The organism is Arthrobacter sp. 2MCAF14, from assembly GCF_052115645.1.
GTDB lineage: Bacteria > Actinomycetota > Actinomycetes > Actinomycetales > Micrococcaceae > Arthrobacter.
Window position 1 is genome coordinate 59169 of the sequence record NZ_JBFRHB010000025.1, and the last position, 21023, is coordinate 80191.

The 21023-nt window shown below is 64.1% G+C and carries 21 protein-coding genes; 11 read left to right on the forward strand and 10 right to left on the reverse strand.

The window, feature by feature from the left end; genetic code table 11:
- Positions 1-52: 52 nt before the first annotated feature.
- Positions 53-919 carry a PhzF family phenazine biosynthesis protein gene (locus AB4074_RS16595; protein WP_441414368.1) on the reverse strand — a complete coding sequence of 289 codons (867 nt, stop codon included), beginning with the start codon at positions 917-919 and terminating at the stop codon, positions 53-55.
- A gap of 165 nt (positions 920-1084) precedes the next feature.
- Between AB4074_RS16595 and AB4074_RS16600 the strand changes: the two genes are divergently transcribed.
- Positions 1085-1717: a dihydrofolate reductase family protein gene (locus AB4074_RS16600; protein WP_441414369.1), complete on the forward strand. Its 633-nt coding sequence runs from the start codon at positions 1085-1087 to the stop codon at positions 1715-1717.
- Between the two features lie 113 nt (positions 1718-1830).
- Here the strand turns inward: AB4074_RS16600 and AB4074_RS16605 are convergent, their stop codons facing one another.
- Positions 1831-2091, reverse strand: a complete 261-nt coding sequence (locus AB4074_RS16605; protein WP_441414370.1) for an META domain-containing protein — start codon at positions 2089-2091, stop codon at positions 1831-1833.
- 1038 nt (positions 2092-3129) lie between these two features.
- Between AB4074_RS16605 and AB4074_RS16610 the strand changes: the two genes are divergently transcribed.
- Together AB4074_RS16610 and AB4074_RS16615 are read left to right on the forward strand one after the other, a co-directional pair.
- A complete protein-coding gene (locus AB4074_RS16610) occupies positions 3130-3714 on the forward strand; it encodes a histidine phosphatase family protein (protein WP_441414371.1) in 585 nt (194 codons plus the stop codon).
- Between the two features lie 89 nt (positions 3715-3803).
- Positions 3804-5117, forward strand: coding sequence for an alkaline phosphatase family protein (locus AB4074_RS16615; protein ID WP_441414372.1), 1314 nt, complete (start codon positions 3804-3806; stop codon positions 5115-5117).
- A gap of 25 nt (positions 5118-5142) precedes the next feature.
- Here AB4074_RS16615 and AB4074_RS16620 read toward each other — a convergent pair whose 3' ends face one another.
- The 8 genes from AB4074_RS16620 to AB4074_RS16655 form a co-directional block, all read right to left on the reverse strand.
- On the reverse strand, positions 5143-6258 hold the full coding sequence (locus AB4074_RS16620; protein ID WP_441414373.1) for an AI-2E family transporter: 1116 nt from the start codon (positions 6256-6258) through the stop codon (positions 5143-5145).
- 66 nt (positions 6259-6324) lie between these two features.
- Positions 6325-6777, reverse strand: coding sequence for a DUF1003 domain-containing protein (locus AB4074_RS16625; protein ID WP_441414374.1), 453 nt, complete (start codon positions 6775-6777; stop codon positions 6325-6327).
- Between the two features lie 49 nt (positions 6778-6826).
- A complete protein-coding gene (locus AB4074_RS16630) occupies positions 6827-7996 on the reverse strand; it encodes a carboxylate-amine ligase (RefSeq protein WP_441414375.1) in 1170 nt (389 codons plus the stop codon).
- Positions 7997-8095: 99 nt separating this feature from the next.
- The gene (locus AB4074_RS16635; RefSeq protein WP_059389943.1) at positions 8096-8299 is read right to left on the reverse strand and encodes a hypothetical protein; all 204 of its coding nucleotides are present in this window, start codon (positions 8297-8299) and stop codon (positions 8096-8098) included.
- Positions 8300-8606: 307 nt separating this feature from the next.
- Complete coding sequence (locus AB4074_RS16640; RefSeq protein WP_441414376.1) at positions 8607-9212, reverse strand: DUF1326 domain-containing protein; 606 nt, start codon at positions 9210-9212, stop codon at positions 8607-8609.
- Positions 9213-9291: 79 nt separating this feature from the next.
- Complete coding sequence (locus tag AB4074_RS16645) at positions 9292-9630, reverse strand: YciI family protein (protein WP_441414377.1); 339 nt, start codon at positions 9628-9630, stop codon at positions 9292-9294.
- Positions 9627-10970, reverse strand: coding sequence for an RNA polymerase sigma factor (locus tag AB4074_RS16650; protein ID WP_441414378.1), 1344 nt, complete (start codon positions 10968-10970; stop codon positions 9627-9629). Before AB4074_RS16650 ends, AB4074_RS16645 begins: the two co-directional genes overlap by 4 nt.
- Positions 10971-11014: 44 nt before the next feature.
- Positions 11015-11341 carry a YciI family protein gene (locus AB4074_RS16655; protein WP_439181410.1) on the reverse strand — a complete coding sequence of 109 codons (327 nt, stop codon included), beginning with the start codon at positions 11339-11341 and terminating at the stop codon, positions 11015-11017.
- Between the two features lie 213 nt (positions 11342-11554).
- On the opposite strand from AB4074_RS16655, the gene AB4074_RS16660 reads away from it, so the two are divergent.
- The 8 genes from AB4074_RS16660 (at position 11555) to AB4074_RS16695 (ending at position 20768) form a co-directional block, all read left to right on the forward strand.
- Positions 11555-12433, forward strand: coding sequence for an FAD binding domain-containing protein (locus AB4074_RS16660; protein ID WP_441414379.1), 879 nt, complete (start codon positions 11555-11557; stop codon positions 12431-12433).
- 5 nt (positions 12434-12438) lie between these two features.
- On the forward strand, positions 12439-12975 hold the full coding sequence (locus AB4074_RS16665; protein ID WP_441414380.1) for a (2Fe-2S)-binding protein: 537 nt from the start codon (positions 12439-12441) through the stop codon (positions 12973-12975).
- The gene (locus AB4074_RS16670; protein WP_441414381.1) at positions 12972-15365 is read left to right on the forward strand and encodes an aerobic carbon-monoxide dehydrogenase large subunit; all 2394 of its coding nucleotides are present in this window, start codon (positions 12972-12974) and stop codon (positions 15363-15365) included. Before AB4074_RS16665 ends, AB4074_RS16670 begins: the two co-directional genes overlap by 4 nt.
- 1 nt (position 15366) lies before the next feature.
- Positions 15367-16308: an XdhC family protein gene (locus tag AB4074_RS16675; RefSeq protein WP_441414382.1), complete on the forward strand. Its 942-nt coding sequence runs from the start codon at positions 15367-15369 to the stop codon at positions 16306-16308.
- A 21-nt stretch (positions 16309-16329) separates the two neighbouring features.
- Positions 16330-17250 carry an AAA family ATPase gene (locus AB4074_RS16680; RefSeq protein ID WP_441414383.1) on the forward strand — a complete coding sequence of 307 codons (921 nt, stop codon included), beginning with the start codon at positions 16330-16332 and terminating at the stop codon, positions 17248-17250.
- A complete protein-coding gene (locus tag AB4074_RS16685) occupies positions 17243-18487 on the forward strand; it encodes a vWA domain-containing protein (RefSeq protein WP_441414384.1) in 1245 nt (414 codons plus the stop codon). Before AB4074_RS16680 ends, AB4074_RS16685 begins: the two co-directional genes overlap by 8 nt.
- Before the next feature lie 103 nt (positions 18488-18590).
- Positions 18591-20114, forward strand: coding sequence for an acetaldehyde dehydrogenase ExaC (gene exaC / locus AB4074_RS16690; protein WP_441414385.1), 1524 nt, complete (start codon positions 18591-18593; stop codon positions 20112-20114).
- Positions 20115-20180: 66 nt separating this feature from the next.
- Complete coding sequence (locus AB4074_RS16695; protein WP_441414386.1) at positions 20181-20768, forward strand: adenylate kinase; 588 nt, start codon at positions 20181-20183, stop codon at positions 20766-20768.
- The last annotated feature ends 255 nt before the right edge of the window (positions 20769-21023 follow it).

The following is a 21023-nucleotide window of genomic DNA, read 5'->3' on the forward strand; positions in this document are numbered from 1 at the left end:
AGGCAAACTGAATAGGTTGCCTTACTATCTATGTTTTTCGAGGCCATACTGCCTACGAGGGATCGGCGATCTCCACGGCTTCACCACTTACGACAATTCCGCCCTGCGGAGGAATGTCGACAGTGAGCACACTCGCACGGCCGACGTGGCTGCCTTGGTGCACAATCACCCGGCTCGGCGTCTCCACAAGCGAAAGCAACCGCAGGTATGCGCCAAAAGCCGCGGCTGCTGATCCTGTCGCCGGATCTTCAGTGATGATTCCTACTGGGAAAAGGTTGCGCGAGTCGAACTCGCCTGTACCGATCTCGCAGAGCGTCGTGACGGTGCCTGCCCAGCCCTGGGCATCCATCAGCGCACGCATGCCATCCGGGTCGAAAACGAAGGAGTCAAAGGTGCTCCGTTCGGCGAAGACAAGAATGGGGTGCCAGTTTCCCGCAAAGGCAACCATCGGAGGGTAGCCCGGGTGCAGTTCGCCTTGGCCCACGCCGAGCAATCCGAGCAGGGAATCCAGAACACCATCGGGGAACTCGGCGACCCGGGGTTCCACGCTCGTGAAGCTTGCCGTGGCCGTGTCGCCGTGGCCCGCCGTCGTAATCACCACGGGCCCCACCTCCGTATCGAACACAAAGGTTCCGGTACCGTCGCGCCCTGACAGTGCGACAGCCAAAGCGATAGTGGCATGGCCGCAGAACGGTACCTCGGCGATGGGGGAGAAGTACCGCACACGGTTTCGGCGGGCGTCCCCGCCAACAGTCTTCCCGGTGACAAACACCGTTTCCGCATAACCGATCTCGGCCGCAATTGCCTGCATCCGGGCGTCGTCGAGGCCGGTTGCGTCCAGGACTACTCCGGCCGGATTTCCTCCTCCGGGAGTGGCGGTAAAGGCGGCATAGCGGAGTACGTCCGGAGTCTGTTCCATCCGGATATCGTCGCACGGAAGGCGCGGTCATGATCGAACCGCTCTTGCCACTATCTAGCGTTCGACGGCGATACCGGACCAAGGGCGTAAAGGCTTGGGACAATGAGGGCACGTAGCGTGGATCCAGAAGGGGTCCGCGGCCGTTGTTCGACGGGGTGAAACGACATGAGGCTGACGACCACGACCAACGTCTCAGTGGACGGCGTGATGCAGGGATTGGGCGGAGCAGACGAAGATCGCCGAGGCGGCTTTGAGCGCGGGGGATGGGCGATACCACTTCTGGACACCGAAACCGGGGACTATCTCAGCGAGGTCTACGGCGGTGCGTCCGCGTTCCTCTTCGGGCGGCGGACCTACGAGATCTTCGCGCCCTACTGGGGCAGGATGATCGATCCGAGCACCAACCCGATCGCGGCCGCGTTGAACAGCCGGCCCAAGTACGTCGCGTCAACCAGCCTCACCGACCCGCAATGGGCGGGCACCACGGTCTTGTCCGGCGACCTCGGCACGGCAATCGGCGAACTGAAGGCACATCACGACGGCGACCTGCTGGTGCCGGGCAGCGGTGTCCTGGTCCGATGGCTGCTCGCCAACGACCTGATCGACCAGCTCGACCTGCTCACCTATCCCGTGGTCGTCGGCCAGGGCACACGGTTGTTCCCCGAATCCGGTCCGGACCTCGCGCTCGAACTGGTCAGCTCACGGACGACATCCCGCGGCATCACCATCCAGACTTATCGGCCGGCCGGGCGTCCGGAGTACGCAACGTCCACTGTCGATCCCGAGGATGTGTTCTAGGGCAGCTGATGTGTGGCAAGGATCCTGGTGGGGGAGGAGCCCTGTGATGGACTAGCGGCGCCTCCGAAGTGAATTCCGCCTGGCGGGCAGGGTAAAGCCACAACGAGCCGCCGCTATTTGCTTTCGAAGCTGAGCGTGTCCGTTCCGGTCGTCCAGGTCAGAGTGTCGTGGACGAACGACATTTCGATCGGGCGACTTAGGAATTGCGTGACCCACTGCTCCTGAGCAGAAGACTCGCCGCCGCAACCCATCGCTCCGACTGCGAGTTTGCCAAGTGTGAGCGTGTTCCCGGTGATCACCGCCGGTCCGCTGATCGGATTGCACGGGGTTTTCGCTGCGAACTGAAGCCCCCCGCTGACGGAATACAGTTCCACTCTTAGCCCGCCTGCCGCCACCCACGGCAGGGTAGCGCCGTTGGATGTCCCCGAAATGCTGACGTATTGCGAACATGGGGCGGACGGCAGGAATGACGTACACGTCGCCACGGGAGGCGTGGAAACGGTCGGGGAAAGCGTTGTGACGTCCGACCTTGTTTTGCCTACCGGGCCTGATGCACAAGAAGTCACTAGCAGGCCGAGAAATATCAGGCAAAAAGTGTTTTGCCACAATCGCGAATGCTTCATCGAACCCCCCTGAAGATGCAAGCTGATCGGAGCGTATACGTGGGCGCAGGCTTTATCACCGGGTTTCGTTCACACGTTGGTTGCGACTGCGCGCTTGGGAGAAGCGGGGGGTCGAAGTGCCCGGAAATCTGCAAATTCTGCAATCGAATCACTTCTACTTTACATAATGTAGATTATCGGCGTTAAAACAGCGGGAGTGGAAGTGGCTGCGAGAACTTCCGTTCAATGACAATGGCTATGTCCGCTTCAACAATAAAACCGGACGGATCCTACGGCATCCCGAACGGATGAGCCATTGAATCTTGATGTTACATACGACGGCGACGAAATCCGTATTGAATCGGAGTTATCGATCCGGGGTCCAGGCTGAGATATTTGTGCCGTCGATCCTGTACATCCCGGTGAAAGGGCGCTTCACGCACTCGGTCTTCTCCACAGCTTCATGAGAAATGCGATCGCTGATGAGATCACCGGCGAACCTTCCATGCAGCCCGACATTGGGAACATCCTTCGCACCGCGAGCCCATCAAACTCACAAAACTCACAGGTACTCACACGCCGGGGTTCGCTGGCATCGGGCCAAACTCACAAGATACACAACGACTCACAGGAGCGCCGATGGACAACCCTTCCCCCTCGGCCGGTGCTACTCCCCCGGAAATACTCGGGCACAGTGGCGTGCTGGACGAGTTTGAGTACGGACTGCCTCTGGTTAACTGAACAATTTTCGGTGGAATCACGGATTCCGGGATTGATCGAAGCCGCATTGGTCAAGGCAGAATGGAGGGCATGCCCCTTACTACGTTCGCCCTCGTCCGCCACGGCCAAACAGACTGGAATGCCCAGCGCCGGCTGCAGGGATCGACCGATATTCCTCTGAACGACGTCGGCCGTGGCCAAGCGCGCGACGCCGTCGCCGTGCTGTCCGGTTACGAGTGGGACGTCGTTGTTTCGTCACCGCTGAGCCGGGCCGCGGAGACCGCCGAGCTGATCGCCGCAGGGCTGGGGCTCAGCGTGGACCGGCACGTGCCGGAGCTCACCGAGCGCCGCTTTGGACCTGCCGAGGGCCTGCCTGCAGGACCTGAACTGGACGCACTTCGCATTCCCGGTGGCTTCCAAGGGGCGGAAACCGAGGAGGAGGCAGCCTCCCGCGGTCTTGCCGCGCTGGAGGCGCTGGCCGAAGAGTTCCGAGGCCGCCGGGTCCTCGTTGTCGCCCACGGAACGCTCCTCCGAGTGAGCCTCGGCCGCGCCATCGGCCGCACTCTGGAGAGCATCGACAACGCCGTGCTCAACCTCGCCCACCACCACGCCATTGACGGCTGGCAACTCGAACACTTCAATGGTGAACCCGTCCTGGCTACCATTCCCGGCTGAGCAGGACCGAGCCCGAGGCATATCCACCAAGACAGCGGCGTGGGAGACTGTTCAGCACTGACAGGAACTCTTCGAAGGGGATGGTCACCGTGGCGGTAACAGGTCTCAACGCCGTCCAACACATCGTCGTCTTGATGCTTGAAAACCGATCGTTCGATCACATGCTTGGATACCTCTATGCGGATTCGGCCAATGTTTCCCCCGCAGGGCACCCGTTCGAGGGCTTGACCGGCACGGAGTCCTGTCCCGGTTCCGATGGCAGGCCGGTGGGCGCCTACCAGCTGACTCCTTCGACCCCCGACCTCTACTTCATGCCGGGCGCCGACCCCGGAGAGGGGTACCAGGCAACGAACGAGCAGCTCTATGGCAGCGCCGGCGCGCCGAAAGCGGGGACAGTTCCCTCCATGACCAGTTTTGTGAGCAACTATGCCGGCGCCATCAAGGACAACCTAGCCAAGGGCTGGCATGTGGTGCCGGGAACAACCGAGCACATGATCATGGGCTGCTTCACCCCTCAGACACTGCCGGTGTTGTCGGCGATGGCGAAGGGATTCGCCGTGTGCGACGCCTGGTTCGCGTCAGCTCCCACCATGACGATGCCCAATCGGGCCTTCGCCTGCGCAGGCACCAGCCAGGGCAACTTGGATGACAAGGCCAAGCGGTTCGCCGTGCCGAGCATCTTCGGCCACCTGGGCAACCATGGCATCCCCTGGAAGATCTACGGCGAAACCAAGCAGCCGCTGACGAAACTCGACTTCGACGACACCCGGCACGCTCCGGCGTCGAACATTGGCCTGTTCACGGACTTCCAAGCCGACGCGGCAGCCGGGAAGCTCCCCGCATACGCTTTCCTTGAGCCGTCCTGGTCCTCGACGGGCAACAGCGAACACCCCAACTACAACGTCGCTCTCGGTGAGCAGTTCCTGCTCGACGTCTATCGCGCCGTCCGCGGTGGGCCAGCCTGGGACTCAACCCTGCTCATCATCACGTATGACGAACACGGTGGCTGCTACGACCACGTCGCCCCGCCATGGGGCGCGACGCCGCCAGACGACGCCCCGGGGGAATTCGGTTTCGATTTCACCCGTTTCGGGCTGCGGGTACCGACGGTACTGATCAGTCCGCTCATCCCTGCCGGCACCGTGTTTCGAACCCCCGGTTCTGTCCCGCTCGATCACACCAGCATCCTTGCGACGATCGAACATCGTTGGAATCTGCCGGCCCTCACCCGCCGCGATGCGGCGGCGCCCGACGTCGGCGGGGCCTTGAGCCTCACCGTCCCCCGGACCGACGACCCCCTCGCGGGGGTTCAGGCACCTACTCCCCCGCCGACCGCACGGGCGTTGGCGGAACAGCCGTCCCACCTGGAGCAATTGCGCGACGAGCTCCTAGCGCAAGCGTAGGGTCGAGGTTTTCTTGTGAGACCATTCAGGCCGCGGTTCCGTCGGCGGGGCCTATGCCGGCTGGCGCCGTGCCTCCGCGCCCGGTCCACGTCTTGATGGCAGTCCACGCCACGGCGGCGGTCGGTACGGCTAACAAGGCCCCGACAATGCCTGCGAGCATCGTCCCGATGGCCAAGGCGAGCAAAATGGCGAGTCCATGGATACTCAGGACCTTGCCCATCAAAACGGGTTGGAGGAAATGGTGCTCAAGCTGGTTGGCCGCGATGAGGACGGCGAGGACGATGAGGGACGTCACCGGACCGTTCGAGATCAAAGCGACACCCACAGCGAGGGTACCCGCAGCGGTGGAGCCAACGATGGGAATGAACCCGCCGATAAACACAAAAACGCCGAGGGGCAGGGCAAGCGGGACACCGAGGATGGCCAGCATTGTCCCTATGATCACGCCGTTCACTGCTGCGATCAGAGCCGTGCCGCGGACGTAGCCTCCCAGAACGATGGCGCTTCGTTCCGCGGCCAGATGGGCCTTTCCGCGGTGAGCCGCCGGAAGAAATCCGAGGATGAAGTTCCTGATCTTCTCGCCGTCCTTGAGGAAGAAGAACAAGATCACCACCATAAGAACCAAGCCGGCCAGGATTTCAGCGACCGTCCGTGCGCCGGTCAGCGCCTCGGCACCAAAGCTACTGCTCGTGAAGAAGCGCTGGATGGAATCGGCCACGGAGCGGAGCTGCTCGTCGCTGACTTTGAAAGGGCCGTTGTTCAGGAATTGGTGCAATTGCTCGATGCCGGCAGTGAATTTCACGGCAAGCTCCTTGGATTGCGCCCTGATAAGAAAGACGATTCCGGTGATGACTCCGCCGAAGACTGCAAGGATCCCCACGAACGACGCCGCGACGGCGAGGGCCCGGGGCCACCGGTGTGCAGTCAGCCAACGCACAAGAGGCGAAATTGCCGAGGCAAGAATGAGCGCGATTGTGATCGGGATCATGACGAGCGGCACGCTGGTCATCGCCCACAGAATCACCGACACCAGGGTGATGACCAGGAGCATCTGCCCTGAACGGATCCCTGCCCGGCCAAGGCCGTCGGACCACATCGCTGACATCGTGGGTTTGGTCGGCGAATTGTTGCTTTCAGTCATTGGATTCCTTCCTGGTGGTGGTTCCGGCAGTGAACGCCACGCCGTCGTGCCTTCAGACGTGACGCGCTAAGAACGCTCGGAGCCCCTCCCCGCAGCTGCGTCGATCTTGATGTTTCCTGCGGCTGCAAGTACCTGAAGTTCCCGAAGAATCTCCAGTTGCTGGCTGTTGATGGACATGAGCAGGTCGATCTCCTCTTTGGATTTCACGTTGGTGTCATGATCGTGCCGGGACATCACCGCCGCAATCGCATCCTGACGCTTGGCGGCGATGAGAAGGATGGCTCCTTGCAGCCCAGCCAGCATCGAGAGGAAGAGATTCAACAAGATGTACGGATACGGATCCCAGGCGTTGTTCGCCAACGCCCAGCTGTTGATGGCTGCCCAAAGGATCATGAACCCGACAAAGCCGCCGACGAACGGCCAACTGCCCATCCCGTTCCGCATGACATCCGCGGCGCGTTGACCCTTGGTCAATGATTCCTTGTGGTTTTCGTGCCAGGTCTTTCCCTTATCGCTCATGCCTCACCCTAACGGCGCACTCCGATGGAGCCGCAATTTCGCTCGACCGTTAGCTCGCCACGAGCACGGCAGTCCCTGCGTCCGTCGAAAGGTATGGTTCGGCGGTGTGTTGGTGATCCACGGGTTCGAGGTGGGTGACGCCCGTTGCATATGCGACGACGCCGGCGAGACTGCCGGTGCGTTGGTGGGCTTGCCGTTGCCGCGCGGCTCCCGTGCCTTGGCTGAGGATCCGTTGCAATCCCTCCTTGGCGTAGAGTGCGTCCCCGGTCTCTTCGAGGGCATCACGGACGTGGGAGTGGAGTGCGGCGAGGACATGCTTTGCGGTGTCGGGCTTGTGCGTTTTCGAGTCGAGCAGCTCCCCGTGCAGGCCGAACCGGCTGGCCCGCCACGTGGCTTGGCGCAGGACGGCGGCAGAAACCATGTCCGGACGCTGTCCGGATTTCCATTCCTTGGCGGCTGTATCCACCAAGGCGCGCACCAAGGCCGCGATCAGCACCGTATCCCGGGCATCGAGGCAAACATCCGAGACACGGATCTCGACCGTAGGGTGCCGGGCAGACAGGCGAGCGTCGAAATCCGGGCTCATGATCACACCGGTTCCCGACAGGTCCGCCACCAAGGAGTGATAGGCCGCGGCAGATCCGAAGACATCGGTGGGACCGGCGCTGGACCATCGGTTCCAAGCTTGGGTCCGGAAACTGGCGTAACCGCTGTCGGCCCCGTTCCAGAACGGTGAATTCGAGCTCAGTGCAGTCAGCACCGGAAGCCAGGACCTGATCCGGTCCAGCACTGCGACGCCTTCCTCATCCGAGTCAACGGAAACATGGACGTGATATCCGCAGGTCAGCTGCTCTCTGGCAGTCATAGCGAACTTTTCCAGGAGGGCGTCGTAGCGCTCGGTGTTTGTTGCATGCGGAATGACCGCCAGCGGCGATGTCGCGAGCGCAGCAATTCTTGCGCCCGCCTTCCGAGCGAGCGAATCGGCGTAAGAGCGTCCGGCACGTATTTCAGCGCCGAGTGCACTCAGGCTGCTGTGCGGGGAGGTGATGACTTCGATTTGCTCCTGCTGAAGCTCGATCGCCAACGTCGGGCCGAAAGGAGGAGCCACCCCCTGGGGACCGGCGCTATGAAGGCGCAAGATATCGCCGGCGAGGGGTACGGGACTGCCGTTGTCAGGATCTACGATCAGGAATTCTTCTTCAACACCAAAAGTACGCACTTGCCAAGTGTGGGCCACAAAAGCTACCCCCAACGACCACAAGTCGCAGGACCTCTAGAATCAAACGTCTCTGGTCAGTTCCGAGACGCTCAATTGCTGCTAGCTGGCTGGCGTCACGACGTCTTCCAGGACTGACCTGTCGAAGAATCGGATCTCGCCGGTCGCCTGGAAAAACACGGGAACTACCGATGTGTTCGCGTCCTTCGAGGTTTCATAGATCTCCGGTGCGCTGCCGTGTTTTCGGGCGATGGTTCCTACCAACTCGGTGCCGCGAACCCTGACGGTTCGATATTTATAGCTCATGTGGACCCCTATCCTCAGCCAAGGCAAACGCTACTCCTGTGGCGCGCGGTCGGCAGCAGGGCCGGGACCAGCTGCGTTGAGCTTGATTATCCTTCGTCGCAGAGCAAGTGGTACCAGCTGTCGGCAAGCACTTCGAGGGCGTGGTCGGCGGCGGTCGCTCCTCTCCAGACGCTCGCTCACCTTTGGGGTGTTTCCGGCGGACGCCCGCTCACATGATGTGAGCGAGCGTCCTTCCTTTTGGCCATATATCTGAGCGAGCGTCACAGTTGACGCAGACCGCGGTCATGTGAAGGCCAAGAAGCGGTACTTAGGCCGACCAGGCAAAGGGAGCCGAGAAGGAGTTCTTTCCGGCGTTATCCCACGTCATCCCGAACGCGTCAACGCGGGCCGTGCTGGCTGTGCCGGCCGCCAGGGTGTCCGCCGGGAATCCTATCCCGCTGATCTTCACTCCCAGTCCGGTGGCATCCAGCGGGGAGACGAAGTCCTCGACAGCCATGTCGACGGCGGTGCCGATCCGGACCTGGTGCATGCGCCCGTCCTCGGTGTACGCCATTTCCAGGGACTCCATTCCCGCCATTTCACCGATCAAGGGCGTCAAGCCCTCCATCGGTCCGCCGAGCTGGCCACCGAAGACGCCACCGAGCGCTTCCGCCTGCTCGGGCGAGGCGCCGGCATCCATCAGGACACCGATCTTCCAACCGCCGTCGCTCATGAGGGCAGGCGTATCGGCGACGACGCAGACCGTCAGGCCCCCGACGTCGACGCCGTTCACCTCACCAGTGTCGACATGAAAAGCCAAGGCCACGTTGCAGCGATCGTTATCCGCCGGTGCGGTCAGCCCGGAAGTGGAACACGGGCAGACCATGTCGCAATTGCAATTCTCAAAATACGTACCCTCGACGTGCCACGACATCTGGGGCTCCTTTCGACGAGGCATCCCCAAAAGAAAGTCTCCTCGCGGCCCAGAACAGTGTCAACGCTTTCAACATCCGTCACGGATCCATGGGGCGTACCTCGATCGGCCACAGCCTGGCCTCTCCGAATTTGCCGGCGATTTCCACAGCGCGGGCCATATCAACGCAATCGACCACGTAGAAGCCGGCCACGATTTCCTTCGTCTCGATGAACGGACCGTCCGTCACCGTAGGCCCGTCGCCGTTGCTTCTTACGAACTTCGCTTCCTCACCCAGCTCATGTGCCTCCACGAACTCTCCGGAGGCCCTCAGTTCCTGCTGCACCGAGGCATGGGCTTGCATGATCGCCTCGATCTCGTCCGCGGGCAGGGCGTTCCAGGTGTCGAAGTTGTTTTGAATCAGCAAGAGGTGTTTCATTTTTGCTCCTTGACGGCGGGTGTCGTGCGGCTGTTCCGCTTGGCTTCAGATAAGGACGAGGACGCAGAACTAGTCTCCGCAAGGCGTTTGCCAAGGTAACGGCGCTCGGCCTCGGATGGTGCGAGCTCCCGGGCCCTCTGGTATTCATCCCGGGCCTCCGAGCTTCTGCCCAGGCGGCGCAGGAGGTCCGCTTTCGCGGCTGGCAGGAGGTAGTACCCCGCCAGCGAGCGGGTTCGGTCAAGTTGCTCGATGAGGGCAAGGCCGGCCTCCGGCCCCTGGGACATTGCGACGGCGACAGCCCGGTTGAGCTCGACGACCGGAGACGGAGCGATCTGCGCAAGGGAGTCATATAGCAAGGCCACCCTGGCGAAGTCTGTGTTGCCTGAGTTGCTGGCGGTCATATGGCACGCCGCGATGGCGGCCTGGACCCGGTAGCTCCCCGGCCGGGAACGGCGTGAAATGCCGAGCCGTTCGGCAAGGGCGAGGAGCGCGACGGCCTCGGCGATTTCAGCGTGATCCCACGATTCGCGGTTCTGTTCCTCCAACGTCACCAAATCCCCTGCCGCGTCTGTTCGCGAGCGTCGCCGTGCATGGTGGAACAGCATGAGCGCCAGGAGGCCCACGGCCTCCGGCTCTTGCGGGGACCCTGCGAGCAGCGAGACGAGCAAGCGGTTGAGGCGTATCGCTTCCCGGGCAAGGGGTTCGCGGCTCAATGATTCGCCGCCGGTGGCCGAATAGCCTTCGTTGAACATGAGGTAGAGCACGGCGAGGACCCCAGACGTGCGTTCAGCCCTCAGCTCCGGCGGCGGCACCCGATACGGGATTCCTGCGTCCCGTATCTTGGCCCGCGCGCGGACGAGCCTCTTTGACATGGTTGCTTCCGAGACGAGGAACGCACGCGCAATCTCGCCGGTGGTCAGCCCCGCGACGGTACGCAGCGTCAAGGCGACCCTCCCGTCGAGCGGGAGAGCCGGGTGGCAACAAGTGAAGATCAGCCGCAAGCGGTCGTCCTCCGCGGCCGGATCGCTGGTGATCGCTTCGTCCAGGCTTTCGAGTTGAGCGATGATCGCGAGTTCACGGACGGCCCTCTTTTCGCTGGCCGCACTCCGCATGCGGTCGATCGCCCGGTTCCTGGCCACGGTGGTCAGCCACGCTCCGGGATTCCTCGGAATGCCGTGCTCCGGCCAGTCGACCAAGGCCTTTGCGAACGCATCCTGGACGCAATCTTCTGCCAGGCTCCAGTCGCCCGTGACACGGATGAGGGTTGCGGTGATGCGGGCGGTCTCTTCGGCGGAGGCGGCCTCGACGGCGGTCCGGGCGTCCGTCAGTCCTGGTGCCACGTCATCCCTCCCACGATCATCGACGCCGGCCGCCCGGCGAACCGCTACAGCCCGAGCGGCCACACTGGCCTGATCTCGATCTTGCCGAATCTCGCCATGGGATGCTTGGACGCCACCTCGATGGCCTCATCGAGATCGGCACACGCGATGATGTCATAGCCCGCGATCCATTCCTTTGTCTCGGCAAACGGTCCGTCCGAGACAACTACCTCGCCCGCCCGCACCGTGACGGTGGTCGCGTCCTCGACGGGACGCAGTCGGTCACCGTGACGGCTCACTCCCCGGGCTTCCATCTCGGCCACCCATTCCACGATATTGTCCTCGGCGGGGACATATTCCGGTGCTGCCGGGTCGTTGCAAATGAAAAGCATGTACTCCACGATGACTCCTTCTTATCGGTTGATACACCATGACGACGGGCGGGACGTCGCGAAAAGGACACTGTTTGGGAAATTCTTTTGCGAGCCGAAATGGCCGCGATCTTGGCGCCCTTGACCATGTTGACACCCACAATGACGCGGGCAAGACTGATCATAGGTCCGCGTCCTACGAGGTGCAGGACGTCTGGCCCTAAGGGGTGGACAATGCAGATTCCGGCTCCATTTGAGTATGAGCGCGCGAGCGACGTCGCAAACGCGCTGGCCCTCCTCGAACGCCACGGTCCCGAGTCGCGCATCATCGCAGGCGGACACAGTTTGCTGCCGATGATGAAGCTGCGTCTGGCGCGGCCCGAGTGGCTGATCGACATCAACGACCTGACGGAACTGGAATTCATCCGCCGTGAAGGTGAGCAGTTGCGTGTGGGCGCGCTAACCCGCCACACAGCGCTCCTCGAGTCCGCCGACGTCGCCAGACTCTTTCCGATCATTCACGACGCCGAGCAGGTGATCGCGGACCCTGTGGTCCGCAACCGCGGCACGATCGGCGGCTCGCTCTGCCAAGCGGATCCGGCCGAAGACCTTTCTACTGTCTGCGACGTCCTGCGCGCCGAGGCCGTGATCCGCGGGCCCGACGGCGAACGGATCGTCGCAATGTCGGACTTCCACCGCGGCCCCTACGAAACGGCCGTGGCCCAGAACGAGCTGTTGTACGAAGTCCGCTTCACGATCCGCCCGCGCTCCGGCAGCGCCTATGAAAAGGTGGAACGCCGGGTGGGTGACTGGGCAATCGTCGCGGCCGGGGCCGCCGTCGGGCTCTCCGCAGACGGCACCGTGGAAGAGGCCGCAATCGGGTTGACAGCGGTCGGGCTGGACGGCACCGTCCCAGAGGCCGAGGCCGTGCTTCGGGGACACCGGCCGCATGAAGACCTGTTCGTCGAGGCCGCCCGCATCGCAGCCGCTGCTTGTCACCCGGTGGACGACCAGCGTGGACCGGTCGACTACAAACGGCACCTGGCCGACGAACTCACCCGCAGGGTCCTGCGCCGTGCTTGTGCGCGCGCTGCAGGTGCACAGGAAGGCTGAAGGCAATGCAGATCAGCATGACGGTCAACGGGGACAAGGTGACCCGCGAGGTCGAGCCCCGCGTGTTGCTGGTCCACTTTATCCGCGAAAACCTTGGATTGACCGGCACGCACTGGGGATGCGACACGAGCAACTGCGGAACCTGCGTCGTCCTGATGGACGGACAACCGGTGAAATCGTGCACCGTGCTGGCAGCCATGGCCGATGGACACGACATCCGGACCGTCGAGGGGCTGGCCGCCGGCGGCACGCTCGATCCGGTGCAGCAAGGATTCATGGAGGAACACGGCCTGCAATGCGGGTTCTGCACTCCCGGCATGATGCTCACCGCCAGGGCCCTTCTGGACCGCAACCCGCATCCCGACGACGGCGAGATCCGCCAAGCCATTTCCGGCCAGATTTGCCGGTGCACCGGTTACGCGACGATCGTCCGCTCGGTGCAGTGGGCCGCCGCCCACCCGCCCGGTTGGGATACTGAGACGGACACTGGGACGGACGACGGCGGAGCCGGAGGGACCATCGAAGAAGAGGTGACGGCATGACCACCATCCAGGAGCATGCACCCAACCCGGCGGCCGGAGACCCGGCCCGCCCGATTGGGTTCGGCCGCCTCCAGCGCAAGGAAGACCCGCGGTTCGTCCGCGGCAAGGGCACTTACATCGACGACATTGTGCTGCCCGGCATGCTGCACGGAGCCATCCTGCGCGCCCCCGTTGCGCATGCCCGGCTGGTTTCAATAGACACCACCGAAGCGTTGGCGCATCCCAAGGTACTCGCCGTCATCACGGGCAAAGACCTGCAGGCCCTCAACCTCGCGTGGGCGCCCACCCTGTCGGCGGACGTCCAGGCAGTCCTTGTCACGGACAAGGTCCGCTTCCAGGGCCAGGAGGTCGCTTTCGTCGTCGCCGAGGACCGCTACGCCGCGCGCGACGCCCTGGAACTGATCGACGTCGAATACGACATGTTGCCACCCGTGATTGATGCCCGCCACGCCCTCGACCCCGGCGCTCCGGTCATCCGCGACGACATCGAGGGACGGACGGACAACCGGATCTTCGACTGGGAGATCGGCGATGCGGCTGAAACCGAGGCGGTGTTCGCCGCTGCCGACGTCGTCGTCGCCCAGGAGGTCGTGTATCCGCGCGTGCACCCGGCACCCATGGAAACTTGCGGCGCCGTCGCGGACTTCGACCCGATCGACGGCAGGCTCACGCTCTACGAAACAACCCAGGCCCCGCATGCCCACAGGACCCTGTACGCAATAGTCGCCGGCATTCCAGAGCACAAGATCCGGATCGTCTCCCCCGATATCGGCGGAGGCTTCGGCAACAAGGTGGGCATCTATCCCGGCTACGTCCTCGCCGTCGTCGGCTCGATTGTCACCGGCAAGCCGGTGAAATGGGTGGAGGACCGCTCGGAGAACCTGATGTCGACGTCGTTCGCCCGCGACTACATCATGCAGGGCGAGATCGCGGCCACAAAGGAAGGCAAGATCCTGGCAGTCCGGACCAACGTGCTGGCAGACCACGGCGCTTTCAATGCCACCGCGCAGCCCACCAAGAACCCGGCCGGTTTCTTCTCCATTTTCACCGGGAGCTATGACCTGCAGGCGGCCTACTGCAAGGTCACCGGTGTTTACACCAACAAGGCGCCCGGGGGCGTGGCATATGCCTGTTCCTTCCGCGTGACCGAAGCGGTCTACCTCGTGGAGCGCATGGTGGACATCCTGGCCAGGAAACTGGAGATGGATCCGGCAGAGCTTCGGCTGAGGAATTTCATCAAACCGGAGCAATTCCCTTACGCCAACAAGACCGGCTGGGTTTACGACTCGGGCAACTACGAGCCTGCCATGCGGCTGTCCATGCAGATGGCCGGGTACGAGGATCTCCGGCGCGAGCAACTCGAAAAGCGGGAGCGCGGCGAGCTGATGGGCATCGGCGTCTCCTTCTTCACCGAGACCGTCGGCGCCGGGCCCCGCAAGCACTTCGACATCGTTGGGCTCGGCATGGCCGACGGCGCTGAACTCCGCGTCCATCCCACCGGCAAGGCCGTCGTCAGGATCTCGGTGCAAAGCCAGGGGCAGGGCCACGAAACCACGTTCGCACAGATCGTGGCCGAGGAGCTCGGCATCCCGCCGGAGAGCATCGACGTCGTCCACGGCGACACTGACCAGACGCCCTTCGGCCTGGGCACGTACGGGAGCCGCTCGACGCCGGTCAGTGGAGGCGCAGTGGCGCTTGTGGCGCGCAAGGTCCGGGAAAAGGCGAAGTTCATTGCCGCCGCGATGCTTGAGACCCGGCCCGAGGACCTCGAGTGGTGGAAGGGCCGCTGGTTCGTCAAGGGCGATCCAAGCGCCGGCAAGACGATCGCAGAGATCGCCTTCGGCGCGCACGGCACCGTGGCCCTGCCGGAAGGCATTGACGGCAACCTCGACGCGGAGGTGACCTATGACCCTCCCAACCTGACGTTCCCGTTCGGCGCCTATATCTGCGTCGTGGACATCGACGCCGGGACCGGCCACGTCAAGGTCCGGCGCTTCATCGCTGTGGACGACTGCGGGACCCGGATCAACCCGATGATCATCGAGGGCCAGGTCCACGGCGGGCTCACCGACGGCGTCGGGATGGCGCTCATGGAGATCATCGCGTTCGACGAGGAAGGCAACTGCCTCAGCGGCTCGTTCATGGACTACCTCATCCCCACGGCAATGGAAGTCCCGGATTGGGAGACCGGGTTTACCGTCACACCGTCGCCACACCACCCCATCGGCGCCAAAGGCATCGGGGAATCCGCCACGGTCGGGTCCCCGCCGGCCATCGTCAACGCCATCGTGGATGCTTTGACGCCATACGGAGTTACGCACATGGATATGCCGTGCACGCCGGCCCGCGTATGGGAGGCCATGCAGGGCCGGGCCAGGCCACCGGTGTGACATGCCCCTGCACGGAGACGCCCTGGCGGCGAGGGCGCAGGAACTTCTGGAACGCCGGGAACCTTTTGTGCGTGCCACGGTAGTGCGCGCGCAGCACCCCACCAGCGCCCACGCCGGCGACACCGCCCTGGTGCTGGCCAACGGGGAAATCGACGGGTTCCTTGGCGGCACCTGCGTCGAGGCCTCCGTTCGCGAATACGGCCTGCAGACGCTGACCAAGCACGAACCCCTGCTGCTGCGTGTCGTCCCCGGCGAACCGTCCCGCACCCGCGAAGAGGGCGCCGTCGAGGTCGCAAACCCCTGCCTCAGCGGCGGCGCGGTGGAGATCTTCCTCGAGCCGCAGGTGCCCGCTCCCCGGGTGGTCGTGGTCGGCGCGACCCCCGTGGCAGCGGCCTTGGCGGCCTTGGGTGCCATCCTCGACCTCGACATGGAACTCACGGACGGAACCTCCGCGGAACCGCGGGCCGACGACGCCGCCCTCATCGTCGCTTCCCAGGGCCGAGACGAGGAACCCTCGTTGGAGGCCGCACTCCGGCTAGGTGTGCCATACGTCGCCCTCGTCGCCAGCCGCACGCGCGGCGCCGCCGTCCTGGCGTCACTTGACGTCGACGACAGCCAGCGTGCGCGGGTACACAGCCCGGCCGGACTGCTGCTAGGCGGCCGCACGCCGGCCGAGATCGCGCTGTCGATCCTGGCGGAGCTTGTGTCCGTGGGCCACCTTGGCGGGTCTGTAGAGGCTACGAGACCGGAGACCGCGACGGCGGATCCAGTGCCGACGAACGCCGAGCCCGCGAGTGCAGTGGACCCCGTCTGCGGCATGAGCGTCGCGGCTGTGGAGTCTACGCTGCACGCCGACTACGCCGGGACGACGTACTACTTCTGTTCCGCTGGATGCAGGAGGGCCTTCCTCGCCAATCCGGAACGCTATGCCACTGCGTCGTGAGCCCCGGCTGGGACGTGACCGATGAGCGGGCCGGTGCGGGCGGGTGCGGAAGACGAGGTGCGCCGTCTTGTCCCGGACGTTTCCGCGCTCATGTCCGCGCTCGACGACGGGGACTACCTTGCCGACGTCGGACTGGCGACCGCATTGTTCCTGTCCATCCGCTTGCCGCAACCCATCCTGCTGGAGGGCGAGGCCGGCGTCGGGAAGACCGAGGCGGCGAAGGCACTGGCCAAGGTGCTCGACACTCCCCTGTACCGCTTGCAGTGCTACGAGGGCATCGACATGGGCGAGGCTATGTACGAGTGGAACCATCAACGCCAACTTCTGGGCATCCGCTTGGCTGAAGTCCGGGATGTCCGTGTGGAGGAGGCCGATCTTTTCGGGGAACAGTATTTGCTGCGCCGCCCACTGCTGAAGGCGATCGAGCATCCCGGCCCGCGTCCGGCCGTCTTGTTGCTGGACGAGATCGACCGGGCCGACGCGGAGTTCGAGGCCTTCACTTTCGAGCTGCTGGCCGAGGCCGCCGTGACGATTCCGGAGCTGGGCACCATCCGCGCCACGCACCCGCCCGTCGTCGTCCTGACCTCCAATCGGACGAGGGACCTGCACGACGCATTGACCCGGCGCTGCCTCTACCACTGGATTGACTACCCCCGCCCGGAGCGCATCGCCGCGATCGTCCGCCGCAGGGTGCCCGGGAGCGCCGAGCCGCTCGCCCTGGATGCCGCAGCGGCCATCACGAGGCTGCGGTCCCTGGACATGGCCAAACCCCCGGGGATCGCGGAGGCAATCGACTGGGTGTCGGCCCTCACGGTGCTTGGCGTCGAACGGCTGGACCCGGCTGCGGTGAAACAGACCTGGGGTTCGGTCCTGAAGAATCGCGACGATCTGGACATTGCGTGGGCCCGCGGCCCGGCATGGGTGGCCGGCGGCCATGACTGAGTATGCGCCCAGGGATGGCCAGGCCGGCGTCGATGCTGCGGCGTTGGCGGTTGGCTTCAGCACGGCGCTGCGCCGTGCCGGGCTGCCGAGCTCCCCGGACCGCGCGGCCTGGCTGGCCCAGGCCCTCAGGATCGTTCCCCCTGCTGCCCGTGAGCCGCTGTACTGGACGTGCCGGGTGGCGCTCGTCTCCTCGCACGAACAACTGCCGGTATTCGACGCCGTCTTTTCGGCCGCATTCGACGGGATGCTCGATCCGGCGGACACCCGCGGCGATGCCAGCAGTCCACCTACGATCGGCGCGGAGGAGCGCACCCGGGCGGCTCCAAACGAACGACCGCTGGCTCATGCCGACGGTCGCGTCCCGGCGTCGCGGGCACCCGTCGCCGCCCCCGGCTTAGCGAACGACGACGAATCCAACGCACCCGGGTTCGAGGCAATCCTGGCCATGGCCTCCCCTGACGAGTATCTGCATGAGAAGTCCTTCGCAGAGCTCACCCCCGAAGAAGCTGCCCACGTGCGCCAGCTGGTGCGGCGTATCGTGCTGGCTACCCCGGAGCGCCGAAGCCGCCGGACACGCCAATGGGCACACAGCGGTGCAAAGCTCGACCTCCGGCGCACCATCCGCGCGGCCCGGCGCGCCGGCGGCGACGCAAGCTCCTTGGTCTATGCCCGCCGTCGTCAGCGTCCACGCCGCCTGGTGTTCCTGTGCGATGTATCCGGCTCCATGGAACCGTACACACAGGTCTTCCTTTCCCTGCTACAGGGCGCAGTAGCCGGTGCCCAGGCCGAGGCGTTCGTGTTTTCCACCCGGCTGACCAGGCTCACCCGGCAGCTTTCGAACCGGAACACAGACAAAGCCCTGGCCCTGGGAGCCGCCGCCGCCCCGGACTGGGCGGGCGGCACCCGGCTCGCGGAGAGCCTCCGGCGCTTCATCGATGGCTATGGACGCCGCGGCCTGGCCAGGGGCGCGGTCATTGTGGTGCTCTCCGACGGTTGGGCCCAGGACGCGCCGGAACTGGTGGACGCCCAGATGGCGCGGCTGCGGCGCCTCGCCTGCCGGATCGTCTGGGTCAATCCGAGGAAGGCCGGTACGGACTACCAACCGTTGGCGGGCGGCATGGCCGCTGCACTGCCCTACTGCGATGCCTTCATCAGCGGGCACAACTACGCAGCCTTGACGGAAGCCGCAACCGCCATTCGCGCCGAGCGGTCGCGTCCGGCTAGGAAACAGGGGTAGCGCCCAGCTTCAGTAGGGCAGGGCCCATTGCAGCCTGGTCGCAACCTTTGAACCTCTAGCATGGGGGCCAGGACGAAGACGTCCGTTTTCCAGAGGAGTGACCATGACTGTTTATGTACAGCCCGGCCAAGAAGGATCCAAGGTCCAGTTCAAGGACCGCTACGAGAACTGGATCGGCGGAGAATGGGTGGCTCCAACTACCGGCCGATACATCGAGAACGTCTCCCCGGTGAACGGGAAGCAATTCACCGAGGTCGCTCGCGGCGCCGCTGCGGACGTCGAGCTCGCCCTGGACGCCGCGCACAAGGCTGCACCGGCGTGGGGCAAGACATCAGCCACTGAGCGGGCTGCTGTGCTGAACAAGATCGCAGACAGGATCGATGCCAACCTCGAAATGCTTGCCGTCGCCGAGTCCTGGGACAACGGCAAGCCCATCCGCGAAACCCTTAATGCGGACATCCCGCTCGCGGCGGACCACTTCCGCTACTTCGCCAGCGCCGTGCGCGCCCAGGAAGGCCGGCTGTCCCAGCTCGACGAAGACACCACGGCCTACCACTTCCACGAGCCCCTCGGCGTGGTGGGGCAGATCATCCCGTGGAACTTCCCGATCCTCATGGCCGTGTGGAAGATGGCCCCCGCCCTTGCCGCCGGCAACGCGGTGGTCCTGAAGCCCGCCTCCAACACCCCGGCCTCCATCCTGGTCCTGGCGGAACTCATCGCGGACCTGCTGCCGGCCGGCCTGCTGAACATCGTCAACGGCTTCGGCTCCGAGGTGGGAAAGCCGCTGGCCTCCAGCCCGCGGATCCGGAAGATCGCGTTCACCGGCGAGACCTCCACCGGGCGCCTGATCAGCCAGTACGCCAGCGCCAACCTGATCCCGGTCACGCTGGAGCTTGGCGGCAAGAGCCCCAATATCTTCTTCAACGACGTTGCCGACTCCAACGACGCCTTCTACGACAAGTCACTCGAGGGCTTCACCCTGTATGCCTTCAACCAAGGCGAAGTCTGCAGCAGCCCGTCCCGCGCCCTCGTCCAGGACGGCATCTACGACTCCTTCATGGCCGACGCGGTGGCCAGGACGCAGAAAATCATCCAGGGCAACCCGCTGGACACCAATACCCAGATTGGCGCCCAGGCATCGGTAGGCCAGATGGAGAAGATCCTCTCCTACATCGACATCGGGCTCGAAGAGGGCGCCAAGATCCTCAGCGGCGGTGCACGGACGGAGCTTGACGGCGACCTTGCGGGCGGGTTCTATGTGCAGCCCACCATCTTCGAGGGCCAGAACAAAATGCGGATCTTCCAGGAGGAAATCTTCGGCCCGGTGGTCTCCGTCGCGCGCTTCACGGACTACAACGACGCCATCAGTATCGCCAACGACACCCTCTACGGCCTAGGAGCCGGCGTCTGGTCCCGCAACGGAAACGTCGCCTACCGGGCAGGACGGGAAATCCAGGCCGGCCGCGTCTGGGTCAACAACTACCACGCCTACCCGGCCGGCGCCGCGTTCGGCGGCTACAAGTCCTCCGGCATCGGGCGCGAGAACCACGCCATGATGCTGGACCACTACCAGCAGACCAAAAACCTCCTGGTCAGCCACTCCGAAAACAAGCTCGGATTCTTCTAAAGCCTGATCGACGAGCACAGCAAGCATTCAACAACGACTCAACGAAGGGCAACTTGAATGACGAGAATGCTGATGATTGGCCCGCCCGGTTCCGGTAAAGGCACGCAGGCGGAACGTCTCTCCGAACGCCTCGGCGTCGTGGCGATCTCCACCGGCGACATCTTCCGCGCCCACGTGAAGGGCGGGACGCCCCTTGGCATCGAAGCCAAGAGGTACATGGACGCCGGTGACTTTGTCCCCGACACGATCACCAACGAGATGGTGCGCAGCCGCCTCTGCCAGGACGACGTCGAGGACGGCTTCCTGCTGGACGGCTACCCCCGCACCACGGCGCAGGTTGATTACCTGGATCAGGTCCTCGCCAGGGGCGGGCAACAACTGGACGTCGTCCTGCAACTGACCGCCGATGACGACGAACTGGTCCACCGCCTGCTGGGCCGCGCGAAGGAGACGGGTCGCAGCGACGACAACGAAGCCGTTATCCGCCACCGGCTGGACCTTTACCACGAGCAGACCGAAGCCGTAGTGGCCAAGTATGCCGAGCGCGGCATACTGAGAAAGGTTGATGGCCACGGGGGGATCGAGGATGTCACCGACAAACTAATGGGCGCCATCGAAAGCCCAAGCAGGGTGTCCATCGCCGGCGGGCGGTAGTCCGGGAACCATCGGCATCAGTGATCCCGGAACAGTAATCGGCCCTGTCGGATTCCCTCAGCGGAATCCGGCAGGGCCGATCTGTGGTGCGGTCTTACAACGAAGGCTTCAGCGACTGCGCGATCTGGGCCATGATGGTGGGATCGGAGAGGGTGGTGGCGTCGCCGGGTTCGCGGCCTTCGGCGACGTCTTTGAGGAGGCGGCGCATGATCTTGCCCGAGCGGGTCTTGGGCAGTTCGGGGACCACGAGGATGT